The 20,649-nt window shown below is 40.8% G+C and carries 21 protein-coding genes, 1 pseudogene and 1 riboswitch; of the genes and pseudogenes, 3 read left to right on the top strand and 19 right to left on the bottom strand.

What is annotated here, in order from left to right:
- Positions 1-65 precede the first annotated feature (65 nt).
- The 9 genes from J7E63_RS04350 to J7E63_RS04310 form a co-directional block, all read right to left on the bottom strand.
- The gene (locus tag J7E63_RS04350; protein WP_215010406.1) at positions 66-1,031 is read right to left on the bottom strand and encodes an SIS domain-containing protein; all 966 of its coding nucleotides are present in this window, start codon (positions 1,029-1,031) and stop codon (positions 66-68) included.
- Between the two features lie 3 nt (positions 1,032-1,034).
- Positions 1,035-2,267: an MDR family MFS transporter gene (locus tag J7E63_RS04345; RefSeq protein WP_215010405.1), complete on the bottom strand. Its 1,233-nt coding sequence runs from the start codon at positions 2,265-2,267 to the stop codon at positions 1,035-1,037.
- A 60-nt stretch (positions 2,268-2,327) separates the two neighbouring features.
- Positions 2,328-3,161, bottom strand: coding sequence for a TIM barrel protein (locus J7E63_RS04340; RefSeq protein WP_214717278.1), 834 nt, complete (start codon positions 3,159-3,161; stop codon positions 2,328-2,330).
- A 183-nt stretch (positions 3,162-3,344) separates the two neighbouring features.
- Complete coding sequence (locus J7E63_RS04335) at positions 3,345-4,247, bottom strand: carbohydrate ABC transporter permease (RefSeq protein ID WP_251033365.1); 903 nt, start codon at positions 4,245-4,247, stop codon at positions 3,345-3,347.
- 5 nt (positions 4,248-4,252) lie between these two features.
- Positions 4,253-5,140, bottom strand: coding sequence for a carbohydrate ABC transporter permease (locus tag J7E63_RS04330; RefSeq protein WP_215010404.1), 888 nt, complete (start codon positions 5,138-5,140; stop codon positions 4,253-4,255).
- A 106-nt stretch (positions 5,141-5,246) separates the two neighbouring features.
- Positions 5,247-6,539, bottom strand: a complete 1,293-nt coding sequence (locus J7E63_RS04325; protein WP_215010403.1) for an ABC transporter substrate-binding protein — start codon at positions 6,537-6,539, stop codon at positions 5,247-5,249.
- A 92-nt stretch (positions 6,540-6,631) separates the two neighbouring features.
- Positions 6,632-7,474, bottom strand: a complete 843-nt coding sequence (locus J7E63_RS04320) for a fructoselysine 6-kinase (protein WP_215010402.1) — start codon at positions 7,472-7,474, stop codon at positions 6,632-6,634.
- A gap of 70 nt (positions 7,475-7,544) precedes the next feature.
- Positions 7,545-8,282 (bottom strand): GntR family transcriptional regulator, encoded by a 738-nt coding sequence (locus J7E63_RS04315; protein WP_098932652.1) that lies wholly within the window; start codon positions 8,280-8,282, stop codon positions 7,545-7,547.
- 430 nt (positions 8,283-8,712) lie between these two features.
- Entirely contained in the window at positions 8,713-9,183 is a 471-nt protein-coding gene (locus J7E63_RS04310; protein WP_215010401.1) for a hypothetical protein, read from the bottom strand.
- A gap of 383 nt (positions 9,184-9,566) precedes the next feature.
- Here J7E63_RS04310 and J7E63_RS04305 point away from each other — a divergent pair, with 383 nt between their 5' ends.
- The gene (locus J7E63_RS04305) at positions 9,567-9,743 is read left to right on the top strand and encodes a hypothetical protein (RefSeq protein WP_180247483.1); all 177 of its coding nucleotides are present in this window, start codon (positions 9,567-9,569) and stop codon (positions 9,741-9,743) included.
- Positions 9,744-9,938: 195 nt separating this feature from the next.
- On the opposite strand, the gene queF is transcribed toward J7E63_RS04305, so the two are convergent.
- Positions 9,939-10,439, bottom strand: coding sequence for a preQ(1) synthase (gene queF / locus J7E63_RS04300; protein WP_088089713.1), 501 nt, complete (start codon positions 10,437-10,439; stop codon positions 9,939-9,941).
- 127 nt (positions 10,440-10,566) lie between these two features.
- A riboswitch (PreQ1 riboswitch) is annotated at positions 10,567-10,613 on the bottom strand.
- A 291-nt stretch (positions 10,614-10,904) separates the two neighbouring features.
- Here queF and J7E63_RS04295 point away from each other — a divergent pair.
- Positions 10,905-11,816 carry a DMT family transporter gene (locus tag J7E63_RS04295; protein WP_215010451.1) on the top strand — a complete coding sequence of 304 codons (912 nt, stop codon included), beginning with the start codon at positions 10,905-10,907 and terminating at the stop codon, positions 11,814-11,816.
- Positions 11,817-11,906: 90 nt separating this feature from the next.
- On the opposite strand, the gene sinI is transcribed toward J7E63_RS04295, so the two are convergent.
- From sinI to J7E63_RS04280, 3 genes are all read right to left on the bottom strand, one after another.
- Positions 11,907-12,044, bottom strand: coding sequence for a DNA-binding anti-repressor SinI (sinI, locus tag J7E63_RS04290; RefSeq protein ID WP_215010400.1), 138 nt, complete (start codon positions 12,042-12,044; stop codon positions 11,907-11,909).
- Between the two features lie 406 nt (positions 12,045-12,450).
- On the bottom strand, positions 12,451-12,741 hold the full coding sequence (locus tag J7E63_RS04285; protein WP_214998594.1) for a hypothetical protein: 291 nt from the start codon (positions 12,739-12,741) through the stop codon (positions 12,451-12,453).
- Positions 12,742-12,949: 208 nt separating this feature from the next.
- Complete coding sequence (locus J7E63_RS04280; RefSeq protein ID WP_215010399.1) at positions 12,950-13,465, bottom strand: DoxX family membrane protein; 516 nt, start codon at positions 13,463-13,465, stop codon at positions 12,950-12,952.
- 224 nt (positions 13,466-13,689) lie between these two features.
- Between J7E63_RS04280 and J7E63_RS04275 the strand changes: the two genes are divergently transcribed.
- Complete coding sequence (locus tag J7E63_RS04275; RefSeq protein ID WP_168240879.1) at positions 13,690-13,908, top strand: spore germination protein; 219 nt, start codon at positions 13,690-13,692, stop codon at positions 13,906-13,908.
- A 166-nt stretch (positions 13,909-14,074) separates the two neighbouring features.
- On the opposite strand, the gene J7E63_RS04270 is transcribed toward J7E63_RS04275, so the two are convergent.
- The 6 genes and pseudogenes from J7E63_RS04270 to J7E63_RS04245 all read right to left on the bottom strand — a co-directional run bounded on the left by J7E63_RS04270 (position 14,075) and on the right by J7E63_RS04245 (position 20,648).
- Entirely contained in the window at positions 14,075-14,320 is a 246-nt protein-coding gene (locus J7E63_RS04270) for a hypothetical protein (RefSeq protein WP_215010398.1), read from the bottom strand.
- Positions 14,321-14,545: 225 nt separating this feature from the next.
- Positions 14,546-15,901 (bottom strand): C40 family peptidase, encoded by a 1,356-nt coding sequence (locus J7E63_RS04265; protein ID WP_215010397.1) that lies wholly within the window; start codon positions 15,899-15,901, stop codon positions 14,546-14,548.
- Positions 15,902-16,214: 313 nt separating this feature from the next.
- Positions 16,215-17,360 (bottom strand): annotated as a pseudogene (locus J7E63_RS04260) (ABC transporter permease).
- Positions 17,360-18,472, bottom strand: a complete 1,113-nt coding sequence (locus tag J7E63_RS04255; protein WP_215010396.1) for an ABC transporter permease — start codon at positions 18,470-18,472, stop codon at positions 17,360-17,362. Before J7E63_RS04255 ends, J7E63_RS04260 begins: the two are co-directional and overlap by 1 nt.
- 13 nt (positions 18,473-18,485) lie before the next feature.
- Positions 18,486-19,424, bottom strand: a complete 939-nt coding sequence (locus tag J7E63_RS04250; protein ID WP_215010395.1) for an ABC transporter ATP-binding protein — start codon at positions 19,422-19,424, stop codon at positions 18,486-18,488.
- Between the two features lie 120 nt (positions 19,425-19,544).
- A complete protein-coding gene (locus J7E63_RS04245) occupies positions 19,545-20,648 on the bottom strand; it encodes a sensor histidine kinase (protein WP_215010394.1) in 1,104 nt (367 codons plus the stop codon).
- Between the last annotated feature and the right edge of the window lies 1 nt (position 20,649).

Genomic DNA, 20,649 nt, shown 5'->3' with positions numbered 1-20,649 from the left:
TGTCTTTCTTTGGTGCCTGACACCAACAATGAATCACACCAACATTGACACCACCAACAATTTCATTAGTAAGGCACTTTCCACATGTATCTTCTGGTGGTTAGTGGGTGGTTGCGGGCTTCGGCTAGTTCTTCGGCGTATTGGCGCAGGACGGTTTGCAGGACGAGTGGGGCGATGTAGCCTTTGACACTTTCGGCCACGCCTGTTAGGTCAAATTCCTTCGCATCGAGAACAACTAGTCTCTCGCCATAGTGTCGGGTGAATTCCAATGAACGTTCTTCTAATGGACGAGTCTCGTCTAAACCTAAAAGCTGAATCACTGGAACGTCTTTATCCAATACTTCAAATGGCCCATGGAAATACTCCCCGGCATGGAGGGCGTGCGAATGAATCCACTGCATTTCCATCAGCAGGCAAATCGCAAACCAATAGGCAATCCCATAATTGGCGCCGCTTGCCATGGTGTAAATCACTTTTTCATCCTTATAGGAATTAGCAAATTCCTTGGCCGAAGCTAAATACTTTGCTTTCTCCTGTGCAAGTATTTGGTCTAGGTTCTCTAAGGAGGCAACGACCTCTGAAAACTTTTCATTTCCTTCTTTAGTAGCCAGAAGTCCAAAAACAAGCTCCAACATCACAGCCTGCGCCTCGTTTACAAACTTCGCTCCTTTCCCATCTTCATAAACAATGACATACTCAGATACTTGGGCAAGCGGTGATTCCGCATCAAAGGTTAGCGAAACAGTAATCGCACCTTTTTCCCGTGCGAAGCGGGCTGCCTCGACCGTCTCTGGCGTTTTTCCATAGTGCGAGCACGAAATCACCAACGATTTCTCATTGAGTTTCCGTGGGTTACGGTGCACAAACTCATTGGAACTATATAGGTCAGAATTAATGGTGTCACTTTCACGGTCTAACACGTATTTACTTGCATACATGAGGGAAGAAGAGCCCCCGCATCCTACGAAATAAACACGATTAATGTCCCTTTCTTTAAAAACCTCTAAAGCCTTTTGAACGTCTGCTAGCATTCTTTATCCTCCTTTATTTATTGACTTTACGGTTGAAACTTCCTTTTGCGTATATTGGAGCCTTTGATATGCACCAAAACAAATCAAGGCAAAACCACAAATTAAAATACAAGAATACAGCAGCACCAAGGACCCAAACCCATCGTACAGCAGCCCGCCCAGTAAAGGCCCGATCGTTCTGCCCACATTGGCAGCACCACTGACTAAACCTTGATACATACCTCTTCTATTGAGGGGTGCCAGTCGATCCGCAATCGCTGGCACGGCTGGAAAAATAAGAATTTCTCCGATTGTCATAATCACCATCCCCGTTACAAACCCGCCATACGACTGGCTGTGTGACAGAAGGGCGAAGGTTAGCATAAAAAAAATCACACCGGATAGAAGCTGCCACTTCACCGGACTCTTCAGTCGGGCCATGAACCACTGGATAAAAGGCTGCCCAAACAAGATCAGTAAACCGTTGATTGTCCACAAAGCACTATACGCTGACAGCGGAAATCCTAACTGGTGCATATAGTTAGAAATACTCGTTTGCCATTGGATATACGTAACCCAACAAAACATAAACCCTAAACAAAGAATGAATAACGAATGGAAGCTTTGCTTCGTAGGACGCACTTCTTTTTTTGGCGTCAGGGCCGCATCCTTTTTTACAGTTGCTTCATAAACGGGTTCCCTCTCATCAAGAGCAAACCAAACGATGAAAATAAACAGGAGGTAGGTGAACCCATTGACCCAGAAGACGTATCGAAACGAAAACTGGGCCACGATTCCACCGAGAGCGGTACCTACTGCTACACCGAAATTGAGAACAAGGTAAATTAAGTTAAAGCTTTTTCTGCCGCCTTCCTTCCAAACAAACCCGGCGAGTGCATAGATGGGAGGGAAAATGGTTCCAATCCCTAATCCAAGAAGAATCATCGCTAGAATATAGATAGGCCATGATAACCCTATCGAAATAATGAAAATAAGACATGCTGATGTTAGAACAGCGAGGAGCAGGGTTCGTTTCCCTCGGATGTGGTCATACAAATAGCCGCCAAGAAAACTGCCAACAATTTCAGCCCCGGAATGAAGCATTAAAACAAATCCCGCTTCAGATAGCGTTTTGCCCATGCCTTGGATCATGTAAATGGTATGCAAGGGCCAAAGAAAAGCCATACCTGTCGAATTGACTAACATTGCTATTAATAAAACTTTTAAATTCCTGGGATAACTCCTCCAAATAGACATAGGATAAAACTCCTTTATATCACTGAACTAGTCACCCGATTCGGAACAATTCCTCCACTTTTACACCAGAAAGGGTGCAAGACTTCGTAACGATTTTTCAACGGCCTGATTTGGATCTATCAAGTATTGAGAAGAAGTAAACTCCAACGTAAGAGCGCGATTGTAATTGTGGTCACCTAAGGTTTTCATGTATTTTTCCAATGGCAGGCTGCCGTCTCCCCAAGCTAAGTGTCCACCCGGGTCCCCATCAATAAAGTGGATATGGACAAAATCCTCGCGTAATTCTTCAAAGTAGCTAGCTAGCGCTTCTCCTTCAACCGCAAGCGGAATGGTATCGACCATTCCCTTCAGAGCAGGTGAATGGATTGAATCGAGCATTTCTTTTAGATCAGGCAAAGTATTAATCAGATTGGACTCGATTTTTTGTAGTGGCTCCAAGGCCAGAACGGTTCCTTGTTTCTCCGCATAGGCGGTAAGCTGCTCTAATGAATCTTGGGTCCGGCTCCAGGCTTCCCGTCTGCTTTCATTGCGGTACCCCCACCCGGCCGTTACTAACACCATCGGGGCTTCTAATTCAAGAGCGGCATCGATTGACTTTTTAAAGTAAGCCACACTTCTTTCACGAATCGCTGACTCCTTTGCCGCAAGATTAATAGGGTACATACACTGTTCAGGTGTAAAGCAAACGACCTCGAGGTCACGCCGGGCAATCTCTTTCTTAATGGCGCGGATTGCAGTTAAGGATAAATCCTCCACATATAGGTGCGGTGCGGCACCCCACAGTTCAATTTTTTCAAACTCATACTTCACCATCGCATCTAAAAAATAGTCCAGCGGATAGTGCAGGTAGTGAAAATTCATCCCAGTTATTTGTGACCGTTTGATTTTTCCCATCCAATCCCTCCAACTTAGAAAGTTCGTTAACATCCCAATATTTACCAAAATACTCATTTGGTATATACCATTTAAACCAATCATAGAAAAGCCAACTAATTAGTTAACAGAATAGGAAAGGCAATCCACCCATTCCTATTCTATTTAAAAACCTTCAATTCAACCAACATCTTTGGAAAAAAATTACCCTTTCACACTTCCAGCAGACAGTCCGCGGACAAATTGCTTTTGGAAAACGATATACGCAATAATCATTGGCAGCGCTGAAATGGCCAATCCTGCCAATTGAATCCCAAAGTTTGTATTCAACTGGCTTCGCAAATTCATCAGCCCAACTGGAATGGTCCTCAGTGCTGAATCTTCCACAAATACTAACGCGAACATAAATTCATTCCACACGTTCATCCCTGTTAATAAAGCACACGAGGCAATGATCGGTTTACCCATCGGAACAATAATATGCCAATACACCTGCCAAATATTACACCCATCAATAATGGCTGACTCCTCAAGCTCTTTAGAGATGGATAGAAAATAGGACCGCATTAAGAAAATCGCAAACGGCAATTGAAACGCAACATACGGAAGGATTAACGCCCAGTAGGTGTTGTAAAGTCCAACCGCCTGCAGCAATTTGTACAGTGGAATTAAGCTGACCTGCGGTGCCAGCATCAAACCACTTAGGATAAGCAGCAGAAAAATGTTCTGCCCCTTAAACTGAAAACGACTTAACCCAAAGGCGGCCATCGACCCAAGCAGTAACACCGATACGACGGAAGTGACTGTTATGAACACACTATTTAGGAAAAATTGACCAATCCCTGCATCCCATGCTGCCTGATAATTTCCCCACAGCCATTCCTCTGGCAACGACCAGGTATTCAAGAAGAAATCTGCATTTGATTTTAATCCACTCAGGCCAAGCCAGATAATTGGATAGATGATCACCAATGAAAAGATCCCAAACCAGACAAGCACAGCAGATTGGAAAATTCGATCCTTGACCTTCCTGACGGTAAGCTTTGTACTTCCTGTCCCGATTTCTTTCATTTCATTTGTTTTTACTACTGGCGGATTATTTTCCATCGCCCTTACGCCTCCTTCCCTGATTTGCCTATTTTTAACTGAACTAAGGAAAGGGTTAGGGTTATGACAAAAATAATGGTCCCAATCGTGGATGCATAGCCCATTTCATCATTTCGGAACGCGGCCCGATAAAGCATCGTGCCTAAGACCTCGGTTGAACGACCAGGTCCCCCATTGGTCATCACATACACTTCATCAAAGACTTTGAACGCACCGATAACAGTAATCACCGTACCGACAAGAATCATTTCCTTCATTTGTGGCAAGGTGATATAAATGAACGTCTTTATCTTAGAAGCGCCATCAATCATTGACGCTTCATAATATTCAAAAGGAATTTTTTGCATGGCAAGCAAGAAAAGCATCGTCATATAACCGGTATACTGCCATTGCGAAACAGCTACAACCGCATAAATCGCCGTCTTACTGTCACCCAGCCAAGATAAGGCCCATTCTGATTGACCGATCGCTTTTAACACCCCATTCACTAAACCAACTTCTGGGTTATAAAGGAGCTGCCATAACAACCCAACAACAGCAATCGAAATAACGGAAGGGATAAAAAAGACGGTCCGGAAAAAGGGCTGAAATCTTCTAATCAATTTATCTTCTAAAACCGCGGCAATAATTAAGCCCAAACCTACCTGAAAAATTAATGAAATAACCGCGTATAGAGAATTATTTTTCAATGCAGTAAAAAAGATTGGATCCTTGAAAAGTCTGCCATAATACTCTAAGCCAACAAATACTCTTCCAGCCTCAAAGGAATTCCACCGAAACAAACTGTTATAAAGATTTAATACGATCGGTAAAAATACAAAAAACAGGATGAAAAGGAGCGCTGGCATAATAAATAGTATAGCGGTTCGACTGCTTTGAAATGTTTTTGTCATCCCCAACTCCTCCTAGGAGGGGGTAAGCAGTGCCCTGCCTACCCTTTCTCAATAATTAAATGTATCGTGTCTTAACTTTGAAAACTGTCTAGCTGTGGCGCTTTTCTTATTCCACTTCACTTTGTACTTGCTTAGCTACTTCTTGAACTTCTTTGATAATTTGTTCTGGGGTTTTTGACCCGTCAAGCAACAGCTGGATATTGGATAAATACACATCTGCTACCTTGGCATGGACGTCTGTGTCGAGCCATTCGGCCATACCTTCCGCCTTCTTCATGTAATCCACACCTTCAGCTACTTCCTTCAGAGCCGTATCCGGGTTAGTGGCCCCATCAATCGGACTTGGCCAGCCAATTTGCTTCACAAGCTTCAAGGCATTTTCTTTACTTGTTAAGAACTTCAAGAATTTAATCGCTTCTTTCGGATGCTTGGTTTTCGAAGAAACGATAAATCCATCCGGTGCACCAGTAATGAAACTTTGACTGCCCTTACCCTCTGCAATGGACGGCATCGGGAAGAAGCCCCAGTTTCCTTTCATATTATTCTCGACCGTTTGGAACTCTTCTAATTCCACATAGAAGATCGCTCCCTTACCAGCTGCAAATAATTGTTGTCCCATATCATGGGAACTAGAGTTAACATTCTTCATAAAATAACCCTTTTTATTCAAGTCTGCTAACATTTGCATCGCCTTCACATAGCCAGGATCGGTGAACTCCCCTGTTTTCGGATTATAGTCTTTCATTCTCACATCTTGTGCGACCATCTTTTGGTTTAAACCTGTTAAGTAATGGATCGCTGCCCATGGGCCTTGGTTTCCGAGTATGATTGGCGTTTCTCCACCCTTTTTCAGGGTTTCCAACACTTTTAAAAATTCATCCCATGTAGTCGGTGCCTGCAGTTGATATTTATCAAAAATCTTCTTGTTGTAAACAAAGAATTTTCCATTGAAGCGAAGAGGAATGCCATAATTTTTTTCGTTGGATGTGAAAGGTTGAAGGGATGCCGGAATAAAACTGTCCTTCCAAGCGGTATCTTCATTTAAATACGGAGTCAAATCTAAGGCTGCATCAGCACGAACGAATTTTCTGGCAAATTCACCTGACCACGAAAACATAATGTCGGGAACTTCATTACCGCCTAAAATAACACGGAGTTTGTCTTTAATCGGTTCATCTGCAACCGCTTCCATTTTAATCTTGATATCTGGATTTTCTTTTTCAAATGCTTTGACTACTTCTTCAAAATAAGGAGCGTATTCTGGCTGCGGCCACTTATGCAAAAATTTTAATACGACTTTTCCCGAATCCTCATTGGTGGAAGAAGAACTAGAACATCCCGTCAGGACCAGCGCAAACACCAACAGACCTGCTAATAAAACGTTTATTTTCCTTCTCATTTCATTAACCCCCTTATTTTTTTAAAAGATCAACCAGTTAAAATCCTTTCACCCCCTTACCTTCTATCCTTATTTCAATCCCTTTTAGGAGATTAAAAGGGAATCCCATAACCAAAGGCCCCATCAACAAGACATGTTTGTGTCGCAAATTTCGCCCCTTCTTCCAAACTATTTTTCAGGAGGACAGCTTCCTGCACATTAGGATTTGCCTTTTTTTCAGAAAGATAATGTAAGATAAACGCGGTAAAAAAGGAATCTCCTGCTCCAAGCGTATCAACCGGTTGCACAAAATGCGGTTCTTGTCGGTAAAACGATTGGCCGTCATAGATCATCGAGCCGCGTGAACCCATCGTGCCTAGCACTAATTTACTCCCAAACGAATGGACACGTTTTAATAGATTCTCCACTTCCTCGTCGGCCAATTGCCCGCAGCTTAGCAAACTGATATCAATATGCGGGCAATTTCTCTCTAGCAACGCATCGGTATAATCACTTGAAAAATCATAGGATACTAGGATTCCGGATTCTTTTAATTTATGTAACTCTGAATCCATATCACTGTAGATGCTGCTATGGGCAATATCGAAGCTTTTAATATAAGCCAAGTCTTCTGCGCTGAGGACAACGGGATGGTCGCTTTGAACACCACCCACATTCCCGCCAATAAACACTCGGTCACCGTCCACTAAATCAACCGCGGCAAATCCATTCTCCCCCTCATGCTGGCGGCAATGAGCAATATCTATTTCCAAGCTTTTTAAGGTAGTAATAATATGCTCTGCAGCCCGATCGTTGCCGAACACTCCAAGATAGGCCGCTTCAACCCCTAACTGCTTAGCATAGACACTGAAATTCAAAGCATTTCCACCTGGATACATCGTTTTCTTATAAACATATTTATCAACCACATTATCGCCAATGCCGATTACCTTCATGAAAAAAGCCTCCAATTACCATCAAATGGTATATACCATTTGGTTTATTTTAAAACTGAAATGATTTTCCTCATTTCAGCTTTAATTCCGAATAAAATTTGACAATGTCACTTCTTGTTAATGAACTAGAGAATTCAATTTCCTTTTCATTTTTATCAAAAGCAACGGATTCTTGTAAGATGCACGGACTCTCAGAACGTATTTTTAACAGCTTGCTCTCACTTTCATCCGACACGGTCACCTGCATGTACTCTTTTGCCATGACAAGGACAATTCCGTACTCTCTTTCTAAAATTTCATACAACGAATCATTTTCCGTAATAATTTCATCAAGCCTTGGGCAAAGCTTCTCTGGCAGGAACGATTCCTCAATCGAGATCGGTGTCTCATTAACAAGCCGAAGCCGTTTAATAGCCGTCATCACTTCCCCCGAGGGAAGCTTTAATTTTTGCGCTAAATGAGCGTGGGCTTCCATTTTACGAATGGACAGGATTTGTGTACTCGGAATCAATCCTTTACTCAACATGTTTTTGGTAAAACTGTTAAAGGTAACAAAATCCATCTCAATTTTACTTTGATTGATAAAGGTACCCGCTCCTACACGCCGTTCTACCACACCTTCCCTTTCCAGGATCGACAGGGTATGTCTTGCGGTCATACGGCTAATTTGAAACTGCTCGGCCAATTCCCTTTCCGAAGGAAGTTTATCACCGTGCTTAAGTTTCCCACTCTCAATCTCCTCAAGAATTTTATTCCTTAATTGTTTGTAAAATGGAGTTGCCTCTTCATCTCTTATCATTCTACTCATCTCTAATTTCTCCCATTTATGCAGATATTCAATACCATACATAAAGGATATAGTATTGCTACTTCTTTTGTAAATTCGTGTTTTCACAGTGGTATATACCATTAGGAATAAGGTTAAGATAATCTTTTTGGAAGTTTGAAAATAAGTAATTTGTAAGCGCTTTAAATGCGGTGTGTCAGAATACTTAATTAATTTTAGGATAATCCATATCTTTAACCTTGTCAACCGAAGAAATTTCTACAAAATCAGCTATGAGAATACTAATTAAACGTTTGATTAGTTTCACCTTAAGCCTTGTCAAGGCTAGGATTCCCTCTCCAACTTCGCAAGTATATTGTCGAGGATTGTCCAGCTATTTCACCGAATATACCTAAGGCATGTCCCTTTAGCATTGAAAAAGAGAGCATGAAGCACCTCTCTTTGATCTAAATTACTGATTATAATCCCACATAATCCTCCACTCACCTTTTTCCTTTACTACAAAGACCTCTTGCTTTAAATCAAAATTTCCGTATTTCCCTTTATAGGTTTGAGTGACAAGAACCTTATATACATTCTTCAGTAGTGGTCCTGTTTTAGACATCTTCCACTTTTTCACTTCTTCCGGCTTGCCGATTGTATAGGTAAAGGTTTCAACGCCAAAATGGTTCATAAATACATGGGCACGATCCTGGATGTAGTTTCCTTTAGTGAACTTTTCCTTCATAGCAGAATGAAATAGATTCCATGAATTCGCGAAATCACCGTCAGCTTCATACCTATAAAACTCGTCGACCATTTCCTTTGCCTGATTGCTAGGAGAAAAGAAAGCAAACTTCATCGCTAGAAAAATTGTTAAGCTACTAACAATCAAAACGATACCAATAATCATACCTTTGGAAGGTCCATATTTTTTAGCCATGGTTATCTCCTTACGTTCCAAGCTATATATCTAAGAATATGTTAAACCAAGTCCAAATAGTATTTTGAATTGAAACATATGAGTAAACTCTCCCCTAATCCTTCCCTTTATTAACTTCTGTTGAAATCGCTCAGCAAGGTGTCAGGCACCAGAATTTTAAATTTTATTCATTAGAAAACAACTTCCTAGATATATTTAAACTACCAATTTCCACTAATAACACCAAGCTTTCTTTAATCGTTAAGCGTTCTCTGAGGTAAGATGGAAAGAATCCGTTGGAACTGCCCCTCAATTCTACGATTTAACGATTCTTTCTTTTCTCCCACCATTTTTATTATAGTCACGAGAAAATTGGCAATGATAGTAGAGGAGGTGAAAAAAAGATGACAAACGACCCGAATCTTCGTGGAAATATGATCGATAACGAATGGAATAGTGAAGAGGTTCAAAATGAAATCATGTTCAGCGGAATCATCGACGATGAATGGCTCGAAAACAGACGAACAGATGATGAAGACTATGACTATCAAGATGATGACCATAACGATTACGTATGGTAACCCAGCACAAAAAGCCACGGAAAGGTTCGTGGCTTTTTAACAAACTTATGAAAAAAACCGCTTACTGGCGGATACGCTACGTTTACTGGCGGATAAGAACATGTTACTGTCCAATATCTATTAAAACTCCATAAGTCTCCTCTACATCAGATCGCAACCACAAAAAAATAAGGCCGGAATCCCGGTCTCATTTTTCTATCGATTATCCACTTTTTCCGGATAAAGATCATGGTTCATTAAACGGAAATTGGCCATCTCTTCGTACTTTGTTCCCGGCTTCCCATAATTACACCATGGATCAATCGAAATCCCGCCGCGTGGAGTAAACTTTCCCCAAACTTCAATGTATCTTGGGTCAAGCAGCTTAATTAAATCATTCATGATGATATTCACACAATCCTCATGGAAATCTCCATGATTCCTGAAACTGAAAAGATATAACTTCAATGACTTACTCTCAACAATCTTTTGATCCGGTACATACGAAATATACATCGTCGCAAAATCCGGCTGGCGCGTCAACGGACATAAACTAGTAAACTCCGGGCAATTAAATTTCACGAAATAATCACGATCCGGATGAAGATTATCGACCGCCTCTAATACCTCTGGAGCATATTCAAATGAATAGGTAGTCCCTTGATTACCTAATAAAGTTAAATCTTTTAAACCTTCTTCATGGCTTCTGCCAGACATACAAAAACCCCCTTGTAATCTGTCCCGACACTTCACTAGAGTAGAGTTTCCCGCAGCAGCTCTATTTTTCAAACTAAAAGGATCCCACAAAAAAGCCACGTCCAGTATGGACATGGCTGATCGTCATGTATCCATAGTTTTTTATAGAGGGTATCAGCTATGAACCTCTCCCGCAAGTACGGGCATTCTCTACTTCATATCATATAGAACACCACAACATTCGTCAATGGCAGATCAAGGCAATTTCAACACCTCTTTTTTTAAAAAGGAACCCATCATAGTGACTGAACAAAAGCTGCCCCTTGACCTCGCCTACCGTTTTTTAATTATTCCCCCCTCCAAGGCAAATTTTGCGGCGGTGGTGCCTGACACCATGTGGTATAATAAAAAATATTTGCCACGACCTTCGGGTTGCGAAATTCTTATTTTATGAAAAAGTCCTGTTACAAGGCATAGGGGGATATGATGAAACAACAAGAAGTAGGATCACGATCGATTGGGCTGCCGCTGACCATTTCAATCATAGCCATCTCATTTTCGGCTATATTTGTCAAATGGTCAGACGCACCGGCCTCGATTTTGAGTATGTACCGGATGTGGTTTGCTAGTATCTTAATGGTTCCCATCGTCTGGAAAAAACGCAGTGAATTTAATAATATCATGAAAAAGGATTGGTTCTTTTTATTTTTTTCAGGCTTCTTTTTAGCCTTGCACTTTGTCCTTTGGTTCGGGTCCTTGAAATTAACAACCGTCGCAAGCTCGACCATCATCCTTGCCTTGCAGCCGATTGTCTCCTTGCTTGGAGGCTTTCTCCTATTTAAGGAACGAACCACCTTGTCCGCATTGATGACCATGGGTATTGCCATTATCGGAGCGATGATGATTGGCTGGGGAGATTTCGGTTTAAGTAAGGATGCAATCATGGGGGACCTGCTGTCGTTTTTCAGTGTCATCTCAGTAGTTGGCTACTTATTAATCGGTCAGACGATCGTCAAAAAGGTATCACATTGGCTTTATAGCTTTTGCGTATTTTTCTCTGCTTCGATTATTCTTACCATCTATAACCTCACAACAGGAGTTTCCTTAACTGGATATCCTGCCAAGGAATGGGGCATCTTCTTGTTACTCGCCACCGTTCCAACGGTCAGTCATGTGATCAATAACTGGCTTTTAAAATACGTCAATGCGACAACGATCTCGATGAGTATTTTAGGCGAACCCGTCGGCGCCACCATTCTAGCGGTCCTATTATTAAATGAACATCTCGTCAACTGGCAAATTGTCGGTGGCCTGCTCGTCCTGCTCGGTGTCTTCTTCTTTTTAAGCCAGCAGCAAAAACCCCTGCCACAAGCGATAAAAGAAGGGACTTTTAATTAGCCATTAAGAGAACAATAGTACAGAAAAAAGGGGCTAAGATTAGTCCCTTTTTTGAATACATATAGCTGGTGATCAATCACATTGAAATGTTCATTTTATACCTTTTACCTCATTCTTTTTTAGAAAACTCTTAATTGATTCTACTGATAATCCAAGTTCTTTTGCTTCCAAAATTAGTACAAACCATTCATTATCGATAACCGCAACTTCACTTTCTGAAACATTCATATTCTTCCTCCTAAAATGCTCTCTGTTCTCAATTATCCATTTATCTATTAAAATAGTTTCTACTGCTCAATATAAGCTATTATATCTAGTACTTTTATAACAGTGTGTTGGATTCTGTCGTATTTATAAAATTTTCCCAACTATTATCTGCTGGATTATTCCAAATTATTACAAATTACTACACTAGCCTTCTTAGAAATTAAGATAACCAAATCTTGAACATACGAAAAAGGGCTGCTTACAAAAGACATGAATATGCCTCTTGAAGCCGCCCCTTAGCAGAACTTATTTACCTGAGTTTCCTTTCGGGATCGTCACGGTAGCCGTACCTCTAGTTGTATTTCCTGCGATCCACACTTTCAGCAGGTCAATTGAACCTTCTGCCTATCAACGATTTTCCCAATTTTCACAGCTTCCAAGTTGGGAAATCCGTTTCTTTTTGTTTTTCATACTCTTTCATTCTTGAGTAAGAGTTTGATAGTTTTGATAAAATGTATCCTTGAGGGCTTGGTGTTTTGACTTGTTTGCTTAACTCTTGAATTTTTATATTCGTAAACATGTTAGACACTTGAGCTAAATTTTCAATCGTGTCCATTAATTCAGGGTTATCATTGTAATTGCTTTTGGCGATATAGTAAATATAATCAAGTTTGTTCCTTATGTGCTTTAGCGTCTCGAGATCAAATTGTTCAGTCATTACATCACCCCTTATCTTAAAGCATATGGAACAAAAGGTGATTTGGAACAAAATCCAAAAATAAATTTTAGTGGCAAAAAAATAACGGCAGGCAACTTAAATGGAAATCAATGAAATCCACATATCGGATGGCATTAAATGAGTTTGAACTTAAAATAGAAAAGCAGAAGTGGAACCCTAAGGTCTACTTCTGTTTTTTGATGTTAATTTAAGCTGTGACTTTTGCTTTTTCGTGATCTGGACCTTTTTTGCTCATTTTTCCAACAAATGGAACCACCCAGTGGTCTAAACCGATTCTTCCAGCGTTATAACCAGCTGTTAAGATGATGAAGCCAAGGAAAATGTCTCTAGGGTTATGAGATACTGTACCGGCTAAGAAGAAGCTAAAGTTCATCACTAGACCAAAGAACATTGCAGTTGTTGTTAAGCAGCCTAAGATTAAGCCTAAGCCGATTAGTGTTTCGCCCCAAGGGACGATGACGTTAAACACATCTACGTTTGGTAAGGCAAAGTGTTTTAAGAAGTCAACATACCATCCAAATACAACTGCACCATCTGGACCTTTTACTGGGTTCGCAATGGCTCCTTTTAAGAATCCAGCCGCATCGAAGCCGCCTGTTAATTTATGAAAACCTGCTGTAAACCAAGAATAGCCAAGGTATAAACGTAAGACAGTTAAGATAGCGGCAGCGATTTTATTTTCTCTTAAAAATTTGTTAAACATAATTCATTCCGCCTTTCAATTTTTGTTTGTTCTTTATGATTACACTATATTCCCTTTTTCTATTAAACAACATAGGCATAGTGACAAGTTCACAGTTTGTTAAAAATGTTATGACGAACTGTTGAACAGCACCAAGTAATCCATCATATCTGCAGTCATTGCTTCGAACCATTCCCTTTAATTTGGCATATAGTAAGTTATTAAAATGCAAAGGATGTTCATCTATGTCAGAATTTCCAGTTCCAGTGAAGATTGATACAGTCAGTGGCGGTATTGTTCAATTTGGCAATTCGTTGTTTATTTCTCCTAAGAGCGCCTCGAAAAATACACATGGCTCTGGCTCAACAAATTCAGGGCTTCATGTCACAACTATTAATGGTCAAAGTACAACCACTTCGGTCAATGCGGATCTACTTGACCAACCCATCGTTCAGGATAACTAACCGGGTTTTTACGAGGATAGGCTGGAGAATTCCAAAGTATCTTGACCCGCAGAAATTCTAATCAAAGCAAAAAGACGACTCGGAAGCCCGAATCGTCTTTCTTTAAATAGAACGGTTAAGCACTTACTTTCGCTTTTTCGTGATCAGTTTCTATTTTGCCAGCTGATTAACAACTGAGATCGTTTATTTCAGAATCTGGTGAGAAAATCCCACCGAGATATTCAGCGTGTTCGAGATATTGTTGCACAAAGTCCTTCAATGTCATCGGTATACCCGTATCTTCTAACCAATAATCATAACTAATCGCCAAAGTCTTTTTGATCATGTCATTTTCTAGCCAGCTAGGGGCTAATTTATGCTCAAGACCGGCAAGGACATTAGCAATTTCTTGAATTGTGGTTATGTTTATCACCTTCTTAGAAAAAAGTTATATCTCCTTTTTCTAGTATATGTGATGATCGGCAAAAAAAATTCTAAAACCACTCCATTTCTTATAGTTCGCAGTCGGTGTCATATTCCTTCTTTTTCTCACCGAGTTCGCTTGCTTAGACGCAAAATATATAACTGAAAAATGTTACTCTATACCAAACAGGCTTGGAGTTTTCCTCCAAGCCTGTTTTTTCTATTCATTTATACTCTAATGCAATACTCTTGCTGCAGTTGTAAATTTAGCCGGATTATACGTAGCAATTTTCACAACATCACCCGTTTGCGGGGCATGTATATATTTCCCGCCTCCAATATATATGCCGACATGATAGGCAGGGTTACCCCTAAAAACTAAATCACCTTTCTGTACATCATACGGGGAAATTCTGGTTCCAACATCCTGTTGGTCACGGGAAACCCTTGGAAGACTAATACCAACATATCGGTACACATATTGAGTGAACCCTGAGCAGTCAAACCCGCTTGGAGATGACCCGCCCCAAACGTATGGAACGCCCAAATATTGTTTAGCGGCTGCTATTAACGCATTTGCCTTGTCAGAGTTAGTCGCTTGAATTGTCGGCGAACTGGAAGTTGATGGGCTCTTTACCGAAGACTGTGGTGCCTGTTGTCTTGGCCTTTTTGGTGCTTCTTGCCGTACTTCTTCTGATGCTTGTTGCCGTACTTCTTCTTGTGCTTGTTGCCGTACCTCATCTTGTGCTTGTTGCTGCGCCTCTTCTTGTGCTTGTTGCTTTGCCTTTTCTTGTGCTTCTTGCTGTGCCTCTTCTTGTGCTTCTTGCTGTGCCTCTTCTTGTGCTTGTTGCTGTGCCTTTTCTTGTGCTTGTTGCTGTGCCTTTTCTTGTGCTTCTTGGCGTGCTTTATCTTGTGCATTTTTTTGTGTTTGTTGTTTAGCTAGTTCCGTTTGCTTTTGCTTTAAGGCGCTTTTTGAATTTGACAATACCTGGTTCAGTTCTACTTTATCAGCTTCAACCTGCTTCTGTTCCGAAGCTAATTCAGCCTGACTCTTTTTTAATTGGGTTAATTCATTTTCAAGCTTTTGCTCTGCAACATTCAAGGTTTCTTCTTTTTTAGCGAGAGCCTTCATTATATCTGTATTACTTTCAAGAATTTGCATAACGGCAGTTGATCGAGTTAATAACTGAGAAAAATCTTCAGAAGAAATGATAAATTCTGCGTAAGTGATAATGGACTGTTTCCCTTGTGCCTGCATGGTTCTTAGTCTTGTAGAATAGTAGTCTTTGTTCGTTTCTAAGTCTTTTCTTGCTCTTTCAATTTCAGTCTTTGTGTCTTCCATTTGTCCTTGTTGTGCTTTAATATCATCGTTTAGTTGTTTGCTTTTTTCCATTCCTATAATGATGCGGTTGTCTAGTTGTTGTATCTTTGTTTCTAGCTCTTCAATTTGTCCTTCGGTCTCGTTGATTTGACCTTTTGTCTCATTGATTTGTCCTTGGGTAACAGGTCGACTTGCAAAAGTAGGGGTTGCTTGCACGATCGTAGTTAAAAGAGCAACCGATAGCGTATATATTAATGTTTTCCGTTTCAAACTATAATCACCTTTTCTTAGAGAAAATTATTCCAATTCCTATAATTATAGTTTAAGTTTGTTAGAGAATAATAACAATGGAACTGGACAGAATGTAATAAATTTGTAATGTTATGTAGAAACATCATAGAAAGCGTCGAATGTAAAACCTAGTTTTCGTAGAGTATGTTAACTTTCGTCATTTTTCAATATATAGAAGAAACTTGAGAGAATAAACGAGCTGGTAAGGAAATGTCCACAAAAAAAACCTCGAAGAATAGAGACTTCGAGGTTTGTTCTGGATTTTGAGGCAGGTTACATCGCATATCCCTATTTACACAAAAGTCTGTGTTGAATTATTTCGGCTGAATCGATACACCGCAATCAAGAAAAACGCAGCGGCAAAGGCGAATAGAATCATAAAATTCAAATACAACTCACTAAATTCATTTCCCTCCTGAAGCTTCGTTAACGTATCCAATGTCCAGCGCTACGGCAGGAAATTAGCAATTTTCTGTAACGATTTCGGCATCACTTCCACCGGCCAGAAGCAGCCGGAAAGCATGACGGTCGGGGTGATAATTAAATTTTGCAAGGCGCCCGCGGCACTGCGGCTGTTTGAAAAAGAAACAATCATTAACGAGATCCCTACGGAAATCAATGAGAATAGCAGCATGACGAACGCCGCTGACCAAAAGGACATATTGATGCCAATGCCAAAGATGCTTTTCATAATCGTTAACGTGATCAGCACCTGTATCGTCATCACAATCATGTTGACCATGACATTGGAGAAGATATACTTCCTAGCATTAATCGGTGTTGATAATAACCGAAAATAGGTGCGGTTTTCTTTTTCCAAAAGGATGATCTCGGACATATTGCAGGCTGACATCAGCATGATCATAATCAAGAAGCCGATCGTTTGGTTGGTCATAAACTTGTTTTTTGAAGAATCTTCTAAAGCATTTGTGGTCAGCTTATAATCTGTTTGCTGGTAATCCTGATACATCTGCTCAAAAGTCTGTTGATTACCTCCCGCAACATAACTGATTGTCGCAATATTATCGATATACTGATGCAAATACGATTTCACGTATGTGGTAATTGCTGCACCCTTGATCGTGGTCAGTTGGATATGGTCAGGCTCCCCAGCCAAGACACTGTCAGAATATCCTTTTTCAAAGGTAATAACACTATCTAAATCCCCAGACGAGATTTGATCTTGAACATCGGCCGTGGTAATTTTGGAAATTTCCACATTCTCTAATCTTTTTAAAAATTGGATTGTATCCGTAGTAATCTTGCTAGTGTCCTGATTAACAATTCCAACATGGAGGATTGTTTTTTGATCGCCGCCATAGACGAGCAGGGAGATAAAAATCCCGATTAACGGCATACATAGATACATAATAATGTTTTTCTTTTTTCGAAACGTCACACGTAACGTGTTCTGAATTAACCAGAGGATATCCTTCATTATAGCCCCTCCCGTCTTCGCAAAGAAATGATCGCCACGAGTAAAAATAAGAGCGCCCCGCCAAGATTGATTGTTAGTGCCGGAATAGCTGCCGCAAAGTCATTCGCATAAATAATCTTTGTCAACGCTGTATTCATCCAGGTTAGCGGCGAAAGCTCCGTAATCAACTTGAAAATGCCTTCTGGTTTGTCAATTTTAAAATAAGCTCCGCCAAAAAAGGACGATAACTGCACAAACAGCATGATGATCACTCTCGGACCTGCACTTGTTTTTGACAGGAAGCTGACACCAATCCCCAGGCTGACCGCAAACACGACTTCTGTTAGCAGAACAAGGAATACCAATCCAAGTTGATCGCCCCAATTGGCTTTAAAAATGAGCTTGCTAAATAGGATGACGAGCAGAATACAGATGCTATTACTAACGAGACTCCCGAGCACTTTCCCGATGAAAATTTCACTTTTTCGTACAGGAGAAGCAATCAGGCGGTCCGCTGTCTTGCGAACTCTTTCGCTTACGATTAACGAGCTTGACGACATCGCGCCGTAAAGAACAATCATCGTTGTGATGACAATTGCATAATAATCCATCGATCCCGGCTGTTTATCGGGAAGCAGCGATGTTTCCTTAATGAAATCTGCCGGCTTTTCACGTGTGAAGGCACTTTCCAACTTTTGCGGAGCCACCTTCATGACTTCAGAAGCAATATTGTATTGATCGACAAAGGCGGCGAGCATCCCCTGTAGAATATTTCCTTCGATACTGGTCCCATTATTGACATAGAGCTGAATCCCTTTATCGGTTACTTCTATATAACCATCATAGTTACCTTGCTTCACTTCTTTTTCGCCATCGCTATGTTCAGTTGCTTTTTTTAAATGAAGCCCTGATTTTTCGGCCTCAGTGATAAAGTGAGGAAAGTACTCACCCTTCGTTGTATCTTTATATAAGACATCGATATCATCGACGCGCAGACTGGTCGTAAACGTGTTCGATAGTGCCGTCCCAAGGACAAGCATTAACACAATTGGGAAGGCTAACATAAAAAACAAGGTTCGGGTGTCCCGGAAGTCTGTTTTAATACCCTTCCATGCGATATTGAGTATGTTCAAAGTGAGTCCCCCCTTATTGGTCACGTAGATTTCTACCCGTTAATGTTAAAAATACCGTTTCCAGGTTCGGTGCTTTTTCTTGTAAGGAGCGGATTTCGATCTGGCTGCTCATAAAATGCTCAATGATCTTATTTAAGTTATTGACGCCCGTATCTGAGTTGATTTTAATCAAGTTTTCATCGACTGAAACAGCTTCGACCCCGTTTATTTCTTTAATCGATTCCAGGTTCACCTTTTCCGTTGATTTAACCTCAATCCAGACATCCTTTGTATTGGTAATGATCGACTTCAGCTGCTCCTGCGTTCCTTCAGCAATGATTTTTCCATGATCAATGATTGCAATTCGGGAACAGATCTCTTCGACTTCCTCCATATAGTGGCTCGTGTAAATAATCGTGCAGCCCATTTCATTCAGCCGTTTTACTGATGTAAGGATATAGTTCCGGGACTGTGGGTCAATCCCGACGGTTGGTTCATCCATAATGATGAGCTTTGGCCGGTGGGCAATTGCACAAGCAATATTTAAGCGGCGCTTCATCCCACCTGAAAAACTTTTCGGATAGCTTTTATGTTTATCCTGAAGACCGACGAAATCAAGGGCCTCTTCGACTCGTTCATTTAATTTGGCACCACGCAGACCGTAAAGTCCAGCAAAGAATTTTACATTTTCATAAGCCGTCATATCCTCATAGATCGCCAAATCCTGTGGCACCATGCCAATATTCATTTTCGCAAATCGGCTGTATTTAGCACTATTTTTTCCGAGTATGCTAATCGTTCCATCATTGCTGCGCAGCAGGCCAGCAATCATGTTAATTGTCGTACTTTTCCCGGCTCCATTGGCGCCCAGAAAACCAAATATTTCTCCCTCTGCAACAGATAAACTCATATTATCAACTGCGATAAAGTCAGCGAATTTTTTCGTTAAGTTGTTAATCTCTAAAACGTTCATCGTTTCACCCCTAGATCGTTTTGTCTATTTCCAGTATAAAGAAAAAGAATGAACGCGCATAAGTGCAATCGTTCATTCTTTTCACATGAGAATATTCATATTGTGAGCGTGAGATTCTCATCACCCTAGTGGCAGGAGCGTAGTGACGGAAAAACCATCGCTGCTGTCGACAATCATTTTTCCATGAACAGATGCCGTCCGCTCCTCCATTCCAATGATACCTAGGCCTTTTTTAATCATAGCTGTTCCCGCACCATTATCCTTCACTTCAACTCTGATCATTTTGTTTAAAACCTTTAGATCGACGGAAACTTGTGTTGCATGTGAATACCTCATCGTATTCGTCAGCGCCTCTGTGACATTTTCATGGATGATTTTCCATTGAATCGGCGCGATAATATCTAAATTGCCTTCATGGGTGAGGACGGTTTTTATCTGTTGTTTGGCGTTAAAATCATCGATTAGCAGCTTCAAGCGGTGAATCCCCACTTGTTCCGTGGGGGGCTTCATATTTTTTAGGGTCATGCGGATGTTTTCGATCCCCTCTTTCGAGATGTTGATCGCATTTTGGAGGAGCTCGGTTGCTTTTTGTGGATCGGTCTCCATTAATCGTTTGGACGCTTCCATCTGAAAAAGCGCACCTGTCATCGAATGGCCAATTTTATCATGAATCTCCTGTGAAATTCGGTTGCGTTCCTCTAATTTAAAGGTGTATTCGGACTGCCGTATGTATTCGGTATTTTCATTGATATTTTTCGTTAACTTCTGGAGTTTTTTTCGCATCGTATCGATTTGCGCTTCATTTTTTACCAGTCTATCGCTATAGATAGTCGTGAGCGAAAATATCATAAAAGAAAGACACGCCACTAAACCATATAGGGGCTGCAACGATTCATTCATATACAAGATAGGAAGCAAGGAAAGAATCATTAGCGTAATTTTTTTATTGAAAAAACATGCGGCCAGTTCCACAATCGATAAAGGCAGGAGCAAACTAAACGAGGGATCCACGATGAGATAGGCTCCTGTCGTAATAGCGATGGACACCATATGCAGGATCCTTTTGATGGTGTTATTTTTAAAAATATAAAGCGTAATATTTGCACAAAAATACACGAGAAAGGCGAGGACAACCCAGGAGATATGGCTGATATTGGTTTGTACGGCAAGGTAAGCAATATACACTAACAAGACCAGCTTCGTAAAAATGATCCAAAACTCCATT

It is taken from the genome of Bacillus sp. ISL-75 (assembly GCF_018613095.1).
Note: the sequence above shows the minus strand (reverse complement) of the source record. Positions and strands in the feature narration are given on the sequence as shown.